Annotated in this window: 10 protein-coding genes and 1 pseudogene; 2 read left to right on the top strand and 9 right to left on the bottom strand. The window is 44.9% G+C overall.

What is annotated here, in order from left to right:
• Positions 1-13 precede the first annotated feature (13 nt).
• Positions 14-1,597: an exodeoxyribonuclease VII large subunit gene (gene xseA, locus AB2J24_RS05875; protein WP_367384781.1), complete on the bottom strand. Its 1,584-nt coding sequence runs from the start codon at positions 1,595-1,597 to the stop codon at positions 14-16.
• 43 nt (positions 1,598-1,640) lie between these two features.
• Positions 1,641-4,073: a DNA topoisomerase (ATP-hydrolyzing) subunit B gene (gyrB, locus tag AB2J24_RS05870; protein WP_367384780.1), complete on the bottom strand. Its 2,433-nt coding sequence runs from the start codon at positions 4,071-4,073 to the stop codon at positions 1,641-1,643.
• A gap of 206 nt (positions 4,074-4,279) precedes the next feature.
• Between gyrB and AB2J24_RS05865 the strand changes: the two genes are divergently transcribed.
• Together AB2J24_RS05865 and AB2J24_RS05860 are read left to right on the top strand one after the other, a co-directional pair.
• Complete coding sequence (locus tag AB2J24_RS05865) at positions 4,280-5,665, top strand: cytochrome P450 (protein ID WP_420883628.1); 1,386 nt, start codon at positions 4,280-4,282, stop codon at positions 5,663-5,665.
• A 111-nt stretch (positions 5,666-5,776) separates the two neighbouring features.
• Positions 5,777-7,933 carry a malate synthase G gene (locus tag AB2J24_RS05860; protein WP_367384778.1) on the top strand — a complete coding sequence of 719 codons (2,157 nt, stop codon included), beginning with the start codon at positions 5,777-5,779 and terminating at the stop codon, positions 7,931-7,933.
• A gap of 88 nt (positions 7,934-8,021) precedes the next feature.
• Here AB2J24_RS05860 and AB2J24_RS05855 read toward each other — a convergent pair whose 3' ends face one another.
• From AB2J24_RS05855 to AB2J24_RS05830, 7 genes and pseudogenes are all read right to left on the bottom strand, one after another.
• Positions 8,022-8,678: a L,D-transpeptidase gene (locus AB2J24_RS05855; RefSeq protein WP_162654406.1), complete on the bottom strand. Its 657-nt coding sequence runs from the start codon at positions 8,676-8,678 to the stop codon at positions 8,022-8,024.
• A gap of 180 nt (positions 8,679-8,858) precedes the next feature.
• A complete protein-coding gene (locus AB2J24_RS05850) occupies positions 8,859-9,209 on the bottom strand; it encodes a PilZ domain-containing protein (protein WP_244627975.1) in 351 nt (116 codons plus the stop codon).
• Between the two features lie 215 nt (positions 9,210-9,424).
• Positions 9,425-11,557: a methylmalonyl-CoA mutase gene (scpA, locus tag AB2J24_RS05845; RefSeq protein WP_367384777.1), complete on the bottom strand. Its 2,133-nt coding sequence runs from the start codon at positions 11,555-11,557 to the stop codon at positions 9,425-9,427.
• Positions 11,557-12,162, bottom strand: a complete 606-nt coding sequence (locus AB2J24_RS19885; RefSeq protein ID WP_420883627.1) for a biotin/lipoyl-containing protein — start codon at positions 12,160-12,162, stop codon at positions 11,557-11,559. The genes scpA and AB2J24_RS19885 overlap by 1 nt, the downstream gene beginning before the upstream one ends.
• A gap of 38 nt (positions 12,163-12,200) precedes the next feature.
• Positions 12,201-13,584 (bottom strand): annotated as a pseudogene (locus AB2J24_RS05840) (acetyl-CoA carboxylase biotin carboxylase subunit); the annotation flags it as partial.
• Positions 13,581-13,955 (bottom strand): hypothetical protein, encoded by a 375-nt coding sequence (locus AB2J24_RS05835; protein WP_367384775.1) that lies wholly within the window; start codon positions 13,953-13,955, stop codon positions 13,581-13,583. The pseudogene AB2J24_RS05840 and the gene AB2J24_RS05835, both read right to left, overlap by 4 nt.
• Before the next feature lie 9 nt (positions 13,956-13,964).
• A complete protein-coding gene (locus tag AB2J24_RS05830) occupies positions 13,965-15,497 on the bottom strand; it encodes an acyl-CoA carboxylase subunit beta (protein ID WP_367384774.1) in 1,533 nt (510 codons plus the stop codon).
• Between the last annotated feature and the right edge of the window lie 26 nt (positions 15,498-15,523).

Here is a 15,523-nt window from a genome sequence, read left to right as displayed (position 1 = left end):
TGCAGACGGGAACTTAAAAAAGTGAGCCTTGATCTTTAGCTGCATCTTTTGGTTTGGTTGGCTTTTTATGTTTTACTGGCGCTTTGATCTCTGGTTCAGGTGCGTTACCGGTTTCTACTACATTAATCATACTATCTGAAAATTCGATTGATAGATGTTGTTGTGCTGTAACAGCCTCAGCAAGAGTTACAGGCTTCTTGTTCATGTCACGTATAATGGCAAATCCACGGTTCAGAACGTTTTTATAGGCAAGAGATTGTAAGACGCGGTTTTGAGCAGAAAGTTGTTGACGGCCATTTACGATCTGTCGGTTTATAGCGCCATCTGCGCGCAACCGTGATTGCTCTATTTGACTACGAGATTGTGAGATACGCTGAATTATTTGCTGTGGCACAGGTGAAAGTGCCTGATTCATACGTGCAATTTGAGTTATTTTTTGTTCTTTTATGCGGTCCCAATTTACCTTAAGCGCTCGCGTATTTTGCATCAATCTTGCTGTTCGATCTTGTAGAGAAGCCTGCAGAGAAATGGGTGTAAGGCGAGCAGATGGTGTTTCCAATGCTCTTCGCTTATTCATTACATTCAAATTTACTGCTTTACCCAAAAGATTACTAGCTTCGTCAATCCGGCGGCGAGGCAGAGCAAGTAGATTATCAAGAGATGGAATGCCGCGCGACAGTGCTTGAAAATTCTGTCTGCGTTGATCAATGACTCGCGTACTTGCCGATGATAGGCGCGCATTAAGATTGGCTATCGTGGCGTCGAGTTCTGCCTTTACTGGCACAGCCATTTCAGCTGCCCCAGTTGGTGTTGGCGCTCTTTTATCCGCAACTAAATCGAGTAATGTCCAGTCTGTTTCATGACCTACTGCGGAGATAAGCGGGATATCGGAGTTTGCTGCGGCACGCACTACGGCTTCGTCATTAAACCCCCAAAGGTCCTCTAAACTTCCACCACCTCGTGCGACAATGATAAGCTCAGGCTTGTTAATCTGCGAGTTGGCATCCAGTGCATTAAACCCGTCGATAGCTCGCGCAACTTCATCTCCACTCGTATCTCCTTGTACACGAACAGGCCAGATGATGACCTGTACTGGAAAGCGATCAGAAATTCGATGTAATATGTCTCTGATAACTGCCCCGGTGGGGGATGTCACAACGCCAATAACTTTTGGCATATAGGGAAGTAGTTGCTTTCTTGCTTCTTCAAATAAACCCTCTGTAGCAAGTTTCTTTTTACGTTCTTCTAGTAATGCCATGAGCGCACCAGCTCCGGCAGGTTCAAGCTGTTCTATAACGATCTGGTATTTTGATGAGCCTGGGTAAGTTGTCACTTTACCAGTGGCGATCATTTCCATGCCTTCTTCGGGCTTGAATTTTAGGCGATTATAAACACCCTTCCACACAACGGCATCCATGCGCGCGCGTTCATCTTTAATCGAAAAATAGGCGTGCCCTGATGAATGAGGCCCTCGAAATCCTGAAATTTCTCCGCGCACCCTTACATGCGAAAACGCACCTTCAACAGTCCGCTTGATGGAACCAGATAATTCCGTGACGGTATATTCTGAAAGATTTGACGTCGGTTCTCTGCTCATTACCTATCCTATTTTATAAGAGACGAGCCTGCAATGAGAACAACTAGAAATCTAAGTTGGCAACACTGAGTGCATTGTCCTGAATAAACTCACGACGTGGTTCAACTTCATCACCCATAAGACGAGAGAAGAGATCATCAGCATTTACAGCGTCACTGATTTTGACCTGTAGTAGCGAACGCACATTCGGATCCAAAGTTGTTTCCCAAAGTTGATCTGCATTCATTTCACCAAGGCCTTTATAGCGCTGGATATCAGTTAATCCCTTACGGCCAACCGCAAAGACGGCGTCAAGCAGAGCGCGAGGCCCACCCACTGTTTCAGTCACAGACTTGCGGTTTAGCACAGCCTGTCCTTTGTAGACATCACTCAGTTTAGTTTGCAATTGGTGTATAGCTTGTGCATCTTGGCTCGCAATGAGTGCTGAATCTAGAAGAGAGACTTCGGCCACGCCACGCACCATACGTTCAAGCAGTAATCCACCATTTTCAGTCACTTTACCTGTCCATGAACGTTCGGTTTCCTCAGAAACCATATTCATTCGCTCAGCCACATTTGCAGCAAGTTCATTGGCCCGTGCAGGGTCGGCATAGGCTTCCACAGACATTGCACCAGCAATGGCTGCTTGTTCAACAGATGATCTGTCGTAACGAGAATGAAGTCCATCAAGCAATGCGCGCAATCGTAATGCATCATCGACAACTGAACGCAAATCAAGCCCTGCACGCACCTCACCGTTTGATAGTTCTAACGTGGCTTCTTCCAAGCCGGATGTAATGAGGTAGTCTTCCAGTGCCGCCTGATCTTTTAAGTAACGCGAGGATTTACCACGAGAAACTTTATATAGAGGCGGTTGAGCAATATAGAGGTGCCCGCGCTCAATTAATTCCGGCATTTGCCGGAAGAAGAATGTCAGTAGCAACGTTCTAATGTGCGCACCATCCACATCCGCATCCGTCATAATGATAATTTTGTGATAACGTAACTTATCAGCATTAAATTCGTCTTTGCCGATACCTGTGCCTAGTGCTGTAATTAGCGTGCCAATTTCTTGTGAGCTTAGCATTTTATCAAAGCGGGCACGTTCCACATTCAGAATTTTACCGCGAAGAGGTAAGATTGCCTGGTTATCACGAGAACGACCTTGTTTTGCAGACCCGCCAGCAGAATCACCCTCCACCAAGAAAACTTCAGATTTTTCAGGATCTCGTTCCGAGCAATCAGCTAATTTGCCGGGTAAGGATGCGATATCCAAAACACCTTTGCGTCGTGTTAGTTCTCGTGCTCTGCGTGCGGCTTCACGTGCAGCAGCTGCTTCGCATACTTTGCCAACTAATATTTTTGCTTCGTGTGGGTGCTCTTCCAGCCATTGGCCCAGTGCCTGGTTTACTAAACCTTCAACAGCAGGACGAACTTCAGAAGATACAAGCTTGTCTTTCGTTTGTGATGAAAATTTTGGATCAGGCACTTTCACAGATAAAACGGCGGTTAGTCCTTCTCGGCAATCATCACCGGTTAAAGAAACTTTTTGCTTTTTAGTTAAACCGGATTTATCGGCGTAACTTGTTACCTGACGTGTTAATGCTCCACGGAAGCCGGCCATATGTGTTCCGCCATCCCGTTGTGGAATATTGTTTGTGAAACAAAGCACATTTTCATGATAGCTTTCATTCCACCACATAGCGACTTCAACTGTAATGCCATCTTTTTCGTTTGAGATGACGATTGGATCATCGACTAATGGTTTTTTAGTTCTATCAAGATAGCGAACAAATGCTTCCAGTCCACCTTCGTAGAATAATTCATCTGAACGAACGTCTGAGTGCCGGTTATCTGTTAAAAGAATACGAACACCTGAATTCAAAAATGCGAGCTCACGTAAACGATTCTCAAGTGTTTCATATTTGAAATCCGTCATCGTGAAGGTTTCTGTAGATGGTAGAAATGAAACTTCGGTACCTGAACGTCCTTCATATGTCCCTGTTTGACTAAGAGGTGCATCAGGAACCCCGTGAGTGAAGTTCATTTCATGCACTTCATCATCACGGCGAATAGTCAGCTTAAGCCATACGGACAGTGCGTTTACCACTGACACACCCACACCATGAAGCCCACCAGAAACTTTATAAGAATTCTGATCAAATTTACCACCTGCATGTAGCTGTGTCATAATCAGCTCAGCGGCTGAAACACCTTCTTCACCGTGGATACCAGTTGGAATGCCGCGACCATTATCGGACACAGTTACTGAACCATCGTTGTTAAGGGTAACGGTAACAATATCTGCATGCCCGGCGAGCGCTTCATCAATTGCATTATCAACAACTTCGTAAACCATATGATGCAGACCTGAGCCATCATCAGTATCACCGATATACATTCCCGGGCGTTTTCGAACTGCATCGAGGCCTTTTAAAACTTTGATGGAATCGGCGCTATAATCACCATTATTATTTTCAGTATTTTCGTCGCTCATATAATTATAATCTGCTCGAGTAAAATCTTTAGGTCCACACACGAATCATGCGCGTATTAAGCATATATTATATAGTGTTTGATGGTTCAAAAACCAAATTTTGAACACGGTTTCGACAGGTTTTTTTGATATTATTGTGTATAGTTCTGATGTAAATAATGACAGTTCCGGCGATGTTATAAATTTGAGGACAAAAGATCATGAAAATTGACGAGAATTTAAGTGATTTCGAACCCCCAGCACCCATCCCAAGAACAACAATTCCGTCTATTTTTGAGGTTATTAAATCAACACTTACTAACCCCTTGGAGGTTTGGGGTCAGCCTTCATACACATTGCCTTGGATTAAAACGAAGTTTCTAAATGAACGAATGCTCATTATTAACGATCCTGACTTCATCCATTATGTGCTGGTGGAGAATGCAAAAAACTATCGTATGGCAACTGTTAGGCAATTGATTTTGCGCCCGATTCTGCGAGATGGTCTTTTAACAGCGGAAGGCGATGTCTGGAAACGCTCGCGGAAGTCTGTAGCACCTGTTTTTGCGCCGCGCCATGCTAAAGGCTTTGCTGATCTTATGCATAAGCGCGCAAAAGAATATGTGAAAAAATATGAACAGATTGAAGAAACAGATTTCGCCGTCGATATGACCGAACTCACCTATGAGATATTGGCCGAAACATTATTTTCAAATGATATTGCGTCCGATAAAGCTGACTTGGCTCAGGATGTCGAAAAACTCCTGCATACAATGGGACGAGTTGATCCGCTTGATCTTATTAAAGCGCCCAAATGGGTGCCTCGCTTCCGCCGCCTTCTGGGGTTTCCGATCATGCAAAAGTTTAGAAAAATTGTTTCAGACACCGCCGGAAAACGGCTTGCTTTGATGGAGGATGGAACCGCTGATATCCCCGATGATTTTCTGACATTGTTATTACGTCAGCTCGGACCGGAAGGTCTGAAACGTAAGGAAATAGAGGATAATATCATAACATTCATAGGGGCAGGGCATGAAACCACAGCTAGAGCGCTCGCTTGGACGCTATATTGCGTCGCAAACTCATGTAAATACCGAAATTTGATGGAAGCTGAGGCCGACAAGGTTCACAATGAGAATATAGATCCTGTTGACTGGCCGGAGCACATGCCTTGGACCCGTGCGGCTTTTGAAGAAGCAATGCGTTTATATCCACCTGCGCCCTCAATAAACCGAGCGGCGCTCGCCGATGATAAATGGGTTTCCCACGACGGAAAAAATGTGACGATTGAGAAAGATACGACGGTGCTAATCATGCCATGGACGCTTCATCGTCACGAGAAATTATGGGAAAAGCCAAGGGTTTTTCGTCCTGAGCGGTTTTTGCCAGAAAACAAGGCTAAACTTCATCGTTTTCAATATCTCCCATTCGGCGCAGGACCGCGCGTTTGTATCGGTGCAACGTTTGCGCTGCAAGAAGCAATTATTGCTCTGGGAGTTTTGATGAAGAGCTATCGGTTCCATTGTCCGGATACAACAAAACCATGGCCGGTCCAAAAACTTACAGTACAACCTGCTGGAGGTCTAAGGATGAGTGTTTCAAAGCGAGAATAAGATTGTTTCTAAAAAGGAAATAATCTTATTCTTTATATGTTAATTGACAATAAATTGATGTTCTTTATTGATGCATGAAAAGTCCTATGTAATTTGACGGGGTCATAGATAATGCAAGAAATTAACGGGTTACAAATTGATCAGGAGCTCTTTAAGTTTCTCACAGAAGAAGCTTTGCCGGGTTCTGCTATTGAAGCTGATCATTTTTTTGAACAATTTTCAAAGCTTGTGCATGATTTGGCGCCTAAAAATCGTGAACTTTTAGCTAAGCGTGATGTATTGCAAGAAAAAATTGATGCGTGGCACCGCGACAATGGTGCACCTCATGATTTAGATGCTTACAAAGCGTTCCTGACCGAAATCGGGTATTTGCTGCCTGAAGGGGATAAATTCTCGGTCAGCACCGACAGAGTGGATGCGGAAATTTGTGCAACCGCGGGCCCGCAACTTGTTGTGCCTATCATGAATGCTCGGTTTGCCCTGAATGCCGCTAATGCCAGATGGGGATCACTTTATGACGCGCTTTATGGAACAGACGCAATTTCCGATGATGGTGAAGCTCAAAGAACGTCAGGTTACAATCCTTCTCGGGGGGAAAAAGTCATTGCATGGGCACGCGATTTCCTAAATGAAAGTGTTCCAATTAAAGGTGATTGGCATAATATCGCCAATGTTTCTGTTGATGGTGGACAGCTTGTCGTCAAGCTTAGCGATGGGCAAGATGTACCCCTAAAAGATGCTGCACAGTTTGTTGGATATAATGGTGATCCGGAAAATCCATCATCTATTCTTCTTAAGAAGAACGGGATGCATGTAGAGGTAATCTTCGATGCCACCAGCCAAATTGGAAGCGCGGATGCGGCAGGCATTTCGGATGTTGTTTTGGAATCAGCTTTGACATCAATCATGGATTGTGAAGATTCCATTGCCGCTGTTGATGGCGCAGATAAAACAGTCGTTTATCGCAATTGGCTCGGCCTAATGAAAGGCGATCTGGAAGAAAACCTTGAGAAAAATGGCAAGACAATTGTTCGTAAGCTCAATTCTGATCGTAGTTTCATTGCAGCCGATGGTACAGATATGTCGTTGCCGGGTCGTGTATTAATGTTGATCCGAAACGTTGGCCATCTGATGACGAACCCTGCCGTTCTAGATAAGGATGGCAATGAAGCGCCTGAGGGACTTATGGATGCGATGATCACGGGCCTTATTGCTTTGCGTGATATTGGGCCTCAAGGTCGTTTTGTGAACTCGACAGAAGGTTCGATGTACGTTGTTAAACCTAAAATGCACGGTCCGGAAGAAGTGGCTTTTGCGAGTGAAATTTTCGGCCGCGTAGAACAAGCGCTTGGCATGAAGCCAAATACCATGAAAATGGGCATTATGGATGAGGAGCGCCGCACAACGGTAAATCTTAAAGAATGTATCAGAGCAGCAAAAGAGCGTGTTGTATTTATTAATACCGGCTTCCTTGATCGTACGGGTGATGAGATGCACACATCCATGCATGCTGGTCCCATGATCCGTAAAGGTGACATGAAACAAGCGGCATGGATTAGCGCCTATGAGAACTGGAATGTAGATATTGGTCTTGAATGCGGATTATCTGGCCATGCGCAGATCGGGAAAGGTATGTGGGCCATGCCGGATCTTATGGCCGAAATGCTTGCTCAAAAAATTGGCCATCCCAAGTCTGGCGCAAACACTGCATGGGTTCCATCACCAACGGCAGCAACATTGCATGCAACACACTACCACAAAGTCAACGTATCAGACGTTCAAAGCGAACTTAAATCACGTGCTCGCGCTAATATTGATGATATTTTGTCAATTCCGGTTGCAAAAAATCCAAACTGGACCGCAGAAGATATTCAAGCTGAACTGGACAATAATGCACAAGGCATCTTGGGTTATGTCGTTCGTTGGGTCGATCAAGGTATTGGATGTTCAAAAGTGCCTGATATTAATAATATTGGCTTGATGGAAGATCGAGCCACATTGCGCATTTCGGCCCAACACATGGCAAACTGGCTTCATCATGGAGTTGCATCTCGGGAGCAAATTGTTGAGACGATGAAAAAAATGGCGAAAGTCGTTGATGATCAAAATGCGAATGATCTACTTTATAAACCGATGGCGACTGACTTTGATGGTTCCGTTGCTTTCCAAGCCGCATTGGAGCTGGTTTTAGAAGGTCTTTCTCAACCAAGTGGTTATACCGAGCCTATCTTACACCGCCGACGCCTCGAGTTAAAAGCCGACGCATAAAATCATTTCATAATGTAGAAAATAGCCCCCGTGATTGTTACACGGGGGGCGGGCTATTGTTATTAGGAACGTTCAATAAAGTTTGAGTTTATTGAATGACAATGACTTTAGCTAGGCGGCCTGGTTTTACACGATCGAACAGATCGATAATATCTTGATTGATTAAGCGTATGCAGCCGGATGAAGCTGCGGTGCCAATGGAGCTCCATTGTGGTGTGCCATGAAGGCGAAACAAGGTGTCCTCACGTGTTTTACTGTCATGCAGATACAGCGCACGCGCACCCAGTGGATTTTTAAGCCCAGGGTTCATACCCTTTTTAACATATTTTCGAAGATGTGGTTGGCGGTCAGCCATTTCCTCAGGTGGGAACCATTTCGGCCATTCGCGTTTTACCGCGATGTAAGCTTCACCTTCCCAAGCAAAACCTTCCCGACCAACACTAATACCATAACGAACGGCTTTCCCACCACCAAGTACATAGTAGAGATAACGTTGTGGTGTATTAACAACTATTGTACCGCGTGGGTATGACGAATAGAATTTCACAATTTGACGATGGTATTTTTTGTTGATCCGTTTGACTGGAATTGCAGGCAATTTGTAATCACCGTCTTTAACGGACCCATATGAATCTGAAAAAATTTCATATGTTTTTGGGGTGGTAGGTTCAGTGTTGGATGCACACCCTGCGAGTGCTCCGAGAAATATCAAAATCAGAATTTGGAATGATTGCCTAAACTGCATAAGTCTCTAAGTCCCAATGAAAATTCAACAGGTGAATCGATCGATGTGCTTCTCGTTGGCTTTATTTTGTATTCTGACGGATGAGGCAAGCAAAAAGTTCGCGTTTTTTCAAATCACTCGCTTTTTTGTTGTCAGTGAACATAATTGCAACAGTTCAATGTTGATCATACTAAGATCAGTTTAGTTTTCGACTTTACGGCTCTTCCAATTTAATATTGCATTATAAGGCGCACCCGCAGCAATAGGCTCTACAACCTTCTCTGGTAGCTCTTTTGCAAATTTTAAGTGGTGAACATTCTTTGTGATATCAACAATGGCAGCGGAAATTTTAACAGGGTAGTTATCCAAAATCAGATAAAGATGCACGTCTCGGCGTAACATAAATCGTGGATGGATAAGCGCACCGCCCGCGGATATATTCATCAGCCGAGCTTCCATGTTTCCGCGCTGCCTGATGCCATCTTTAAAGTAGTGAATTTTACAGGGTAAGTTCGTGACAAACCTTTTGTGTTTGCGTTGCTCAACAAACATCAATTTTGACAAAAAATTGCCTTCGTTATTTTTTGCTTTAGTGCTTGCGACTTTGCCCAAAGTAAACCAACTCCCATTAGAAGCGTGATAAGAAATCAACGCCTTAGCGCGTGCATTGCAACAGTAGAATGTGTAAAAATCGTTTATTTTGTCGTAAATCGCACTAACGGAATGTTGTAGTTTAATTCTTGGCTAACTTAGCGTGTCGGAAATCATTAAAAGTTTCTCAATTGACCCGTAATTTGTCCCAAAACACCGTTTGCAGCATCAATAACGTTAGACCCAGGGCCAAAAATCTCGGCAACACCTGCATCTTTGAGCATTTGGTAATCCTGTTCTGGAATGACGCCCCCACAAACAACGATAATGTCAGGGTTGCCTTTATCCCTAAGCAATTGGATAAGTTCAGGAATAAGTGTTTTATGCCCTGCGGCCAGAGAGGAAACACCAACTACATCGACATTTGCCTCGATAGCCCGATCGGCAACTTCGTTGGGTGTTTCGAACATATCTGATAGGTCGACGTCAAAACCCATATCTGCAAAAGCGGTGGCAATAATCTTTGCACCTCGATCGTGTCCATCCTGACCCATTTTCGCAACAAGAATGTGCGGTGTCTTTCCGCGTTCAATCTTTGCTTCAGCAATTTTCGACTTAATTGCTTCATACTCGGTATCACCTTCGTAATCGGATTGATAGATACCGGAAATCACTCGGGTTGTTGATTTGTGACGGTTAAATGCGATCTCCATAGCATCGGAAATTTCACCAAGGGATGCACGTGCACGTGCTGCTTCGATTGCCGCTTCTAATAAGTTTCCAACTCCTGACGATGCAATAATTTTTAAGTCCTCTATTGCTTTCGCATGGGCATCTTTATTGCGCGTGGATTTAATTCTACTGAGACGTTTGATTTGACTTGTTCGAACTTTGGCATTGTCGATATCAAGAATATCAATAGGGGCTTCATCGTCCAGTCGGTACTTATTCACACCAACAATGACATCTTCACCCTTATCTATTCGCGCTTGCCGTTTTGCGGCAGATTCTTCGATCCGCATCTTAGGTAACCCGGCTTCAACAGCTTTGGTCATGCCGCCCATGGCTTCCACTTCTTTAATCAAGCGCCACGCTTCCTCAACCAGATCGCTTGTCAGCGCTTCGACATAGTAGGAGCCACCAAGAGGATCGACAACATTCGTAATGCCTGTTTCATGTTGGAGGATCAGCTGTGTATTACGAGCAATTCGGGCTGAAAATTCTGTTGGTAGTGCGATAGCCTCATCAAAGGAATTTGTATGCAGTGATTGCGTGCCGCCAAGTGTTGCCGCCATAGCTTCTACAGTTGTGCGAACGATATTATTGTAGGGGTCCTGCTCGGTTAGTGAGACACCAGATGTCTGGCAATGTGTGCGCAACATTTTTGAACGCTCATTTTTGGCGCCAAAGTCCGTCATGATTTTCGCCCATAATTGGCGGGCAGCGCGTAATTTTGATGCCTCCATAAAGATGTTCATACCAATACAGAAGAAGAATGAGAGCCTGCCAGCAAAAGCATCGACATCAAGACCCTTTGCCATGGCGGCGCGTACATATTCCATACCATCGGCAAGTGTGTAAGCGAGCTCTTGCGATAACGTCGCGCCAGCTTCTTGTATGTGATAGCCGGAAATAGAAATAGAGTTGTATTTTGGCATATTTTGCGCTGTGTAATCAATAATATCCGCAATGATGCGCATTGAAGGTTCTGGCGGATAGATATAGGTATTTCGAACCATGAATTCTTTAAGAATATCATTTTGAATGGTGCCGGAGAGTTGCTCCTTCAAAACGCCTTGTTCTTCTCCTGCCACAATAAACATCGCAAGAATAGGAATAACTGCGCCGTTCATTGTCATGGAAACAGACATTTGATCTAAGGGAATACCATCAAAGAGGATTTTCATATCCTCAACACTATCAATAGCAACGCCGGCTTTACCCACATCACCAACGACACGTTCATGGTCAGAATCATATCCTCGATGGGTCGCCAGATCGAAGGCAACCGAAAGCCCTTTTTGGCCTGCGGCTAAGTTTTTGCGATAAAATGCGTTGCTCTCTTCTGCCGTAGAAAAACCTGCATATTGGCGAATTGTCCATGGTCGACCGGCATACATTGTAGCTTTTATGCCGCGGGTAAAGGGCGCATGACCTGGCATTTCCGCTTTAGCGGAGGCAGGAACATCTTCATCTGTATAAAGCGGTTTAACCGTAATATTTTCAGGCGTTTGCCAATTAAGGCTTTCAGGGTCTTTGCCTTTAAGCTCTTTCTTGGTGAGTTCAAGCCAATCGCGTTTGGAAGCCATTATTCAAACTCCATGATTACCGTATCAACCGCAAGGCTATCACCTTCACTAACTGGAATTGATTTAATCACTCCAGATTTTTCAGCCTTGAGGACGTTTTCCATTTTCATAGCTTCAATAATGGCAAGCGCTTGACCTGCTTCGACCTTATCGCCAACAGAAACATTAAGAGCATTGACCAGACCTGGCATTGGGCAAAGAAGTAATTTTGATGTATCAGCTTCTTGTTTTTCTGGCATGAGATCCAACAACTCAGCCGTGCGAGGCGTGAGAACTTTTACCTCCAGATCGGCCCCGCGTGTGCGAATGCGAAATCCATCTGCCCGTTTGTTTGCCTTGAGAGTATAATTTTCATCTTCGCCAACATTAATATTGCCAGCCACGAGCGTATCACCTGTTTCAAAACTGGAATAGAGTTCAGTGGCTTGTTCGTCTCCTTCGAACAACACCTGAAAGTTACCTTCAATTTCGTCATCTGCCTGACCGATCAAGAGCGGGAATTTATGATCAGCTATTCTGACAACGTAATTTGCCGCCTGAGAGTGTGCGACACCAAGCTCAATCGAGCGCAGCGCTTGTTTTCGGATATCCTCAATCAGCTGCATAGAAGCTGTTATTCCGGCAACTGCGCGATATTCATCTGCAGATAGGTCGACACCATGGAAGCCATCTGGATATTCATCAGCAATAAATGCAGTTGTGATATTGCCGCTTTGGAAACGGGGGTGTGTCATCACAGCAGATAGAAATGGCAAATTATGGCCAATGCCTTCCAGTTCAAACATATCAAGCGCTTCGCCCATCGTCTGGATGGCTTCATCGCGCGTTTCACCCCATGTGCATAATTTTGCGATCATAGGATCATAATACATTGATATCTCACCACCCTCAAAAACACCTGTATCATTGCGCACAATGTTCCCGTCACCAATGTCACCTTCTGCGGGCGGACGATAGCGTGTTAGGCGGCCAATCGATGGAAGGAAATTACGATAGGGATCTTCTGCATAAAGGCGGCTTTCCATCGCCCAGCCATTAATGGAGATATCGTCCTGTGTGAGAGAAAGCCTCTCCCCATCCGCAACGCGGATCATTTGCTCAACCAAATCAACACCTGTGATTAACTCTGTCACCGGATGCTCGACTTGTAGTCGCGTATTCATCTCAAGGAAATAAAAGTTCCGGTTTTTATCGACTATAAATTCAACCGTTCCGGCACTTACATAGTCAACCGCTTTTGATAATGCGCAAGATTGTTCACCCATCGCTTTGCGTGTTGCTTCGTCCAGAAAGGGAGAAGGTGCCTCTTCAATAACTTTCTGATTGCGTCGCTGTATCGAGCATTCGCGCTCGCCCAAATAAATGCAATTTCCGTGGCTGTCCGCGAGAACTTGAATTTCAATATGACGTGGTTCTTCGACAAATTTTTCGATGAAAATGCGATCATCGCCAAATGAGCTTGCCGCTTCAGATTTTGAGCGATCAAAGCCCTCACGGGCATCATCATCATTCCATGCAATACGCATACCTTTGCCGCCGCCGCCAGCAGAAGCTTTGATCATCACAGGATAACCAACTTTATTGGCGATTTTGATTGCGTGTTCTGCGTCATCTATCAGGTCCATATGTCCCGGTACTGTCGATACACCAGCTTCATCGGCGATTTTTTTTGAGGTGATTTTATCGCCCATCGCTTCAATGGCACCCTTTGGTGGGCCAATAAAAATGATACCTTCTTGCTTTAAACGTTCTGAAAATTCTGCTCGCTCGGATAAAAAACCATAGCCCGGGTGTACCGCATCGGCGCCAGTTTCTTTACAAGCTGCAACAATTTTATCGATGATGAGGTAGCTTTCAGAAGCTGCCGCAGGTCCAATGTGTACAGCTTCATCAGCCATGGATACGTGTAATGCATTCTTGTCAGCATCAGAATATACAGCAACCGTGGCAATGCCCATACGTTTTGCTGTTTTAAAGACACGGCACGCAATCTCGCCTCTATTGGCAACGAGGATTTTTTTAATCATTTGTAATTGTCCTCTTCAAGGCTTTCCGGAAAACTAGCTCGTGCTACATGCTCATCAATGTACAGCATGGCTTCATAATCTTGGGGATCAAAATCAGTATCAACGGGTTTAACTTCGCGCATAAATAGTGTGCCCAATCGCCCGGCATCAAGATTACCGCGTTCAAATGGCTCACTACCAAAAGCTTTCCAAAGGCAGGCCAGAAAATTTTTATCAGCTTCGTTCAGGATTTTCTTGCGATCTGGATGCCGCTCCCGTTTTTCAATTTTTGTCGCAACAGGCGCTGCACGGCGAATGGTAAACTGAAAATCTGTCCCCGGAAGTCGAGACGGAAAGCCGCGATGTTTAAGCATATAAGGTAATGATGGCATATGCTTCTCCTAAAGCGGTATATTGCTGTGTTTACGTGCGGGCTGATCGACTTGCTTGGTTTTCAGCATTTCGAATGCACGTGCAACGCGGCGGCGTGTTGAATGTGGCATGATGACTTCGTCAACAAAGCCGCGTTGAGCCGCGATAAACGGATTGGCAAAGCGATCTTCATATTGTTTGGTGCGCTCAGCAATTTTCTCAGGATCATCAAGTTCGGACCGATAGAGAATTTCTGTTGCCCCTTTTGCACCCATCACAGCAATTTCAGCTGTAGGCCAGGCATAATTGATGTCTGATCGGATATGTTTAGAGGCCATCACGTCATAGGCTCCGCCATAAGCTTTTCGTGTAATAACCGTGATCATAGGAACGTCAGCTTCAGCATAGGCAAACAACAATTTTGCCCCATGTTTGATAATGCCGCCATATTCTTGCGCAGTTCCAGGAAGAAAGCCGGGGACATCAACAAAGGTAAGAAGAGGTATGTTGAATGCATTACAAAAACGAATAAAACGTGCTGCTTTTTTAGAAGCGTCGATATCCAGACAGCCGGCCAGAACCATCGGTTGGTTTGCAATGACCCCGATCGTATCACCATTCATGCGGATAAAGCCGATGAGAATATTGCCCGCGTGATCTTTTTGAATTTCGTAAAACTGCTGTTCGTCTGCAACCTTCTCAATCACTTCGCGCATATCATAGGGCTGGTTTGGATTGGCTGGAATGATTGTATCAAGCGATGTTTCTTCACGTGTAATGGGGTCAGATGTTGGAAGATTTGGTGCGGCTTCACGATTAGATAATGGTAGATAATCGTAAAATTCGCGCATTTGCAGCAGAGCATCGACATCATTCTCAAAAGCGGCATCAGCAACAGATGACTTCTTCGTGTGAGTTGATGCGCCACCTAATTCTTCAGATGTTACAATCTCATTTGTCACGGTTTTAACCACGTCAGGGCCGGTAACAAACATATAGGATGTATCTTTGACCATGAAGATAAAATCTGTGATCGCTGGTGAATAGACCGCGCCACCCGCACAAGGCCCCATGATCATTGAAATTTGTGGCACAACGCCAGATGCGCGCGTGTTTCGCCAAAAGACTTCCGCATAGCCGCCGAGAGACGCCACACCTTCTTGAATACGCGCGCCACCAGAATCATTAAGACCGATAACAGGAACACCATTCTGCGTCGCAAGATCCATGATTTTGCAAATTTTCTCGGCATGCGTTTCTGATAGCGAGCCGCCGAAAACAGTAAAATCTTGGGCGTAAACATAAACAGGTCTGCCGTGAATAGTTCCCCATCCAGTTACAACACCATCGCCAGGAATTTGGTTTTCAGCCATGCCAAAATCTGTGCAGCGATGCGCTTTATATAAGTCGTATTCTTCAAATGAATCTTCATCCAGCAAAATTTCAAGCCGTTCTCGGGCTGTGAGCTTACCCTTTTTATGTTGCGCATCGATCCGCTTTTGGCCGCCACCCATCTTCGCACCATCGCGGCGCAATTCCAGTTCATCGAGAATATCTTGCATTTATTTCCCCTTATCTTAGTGCCCTT

Origin of the sequence: Lentilitoribacter sp. EG35 (genome assembly GCF_040784015.1) — a bacterium.
Lineage (GTDB): Bacteria > Pseudomonadota > Alphaproteobacteria > Rhizobiales > Rhizobiaceae > Lentilitoribacter.
The sequence above is the reverse complement of the archived record's forward strand: the minus strand, read 5'-3'. Positions and strand labels throughout refer to the sequence as shown.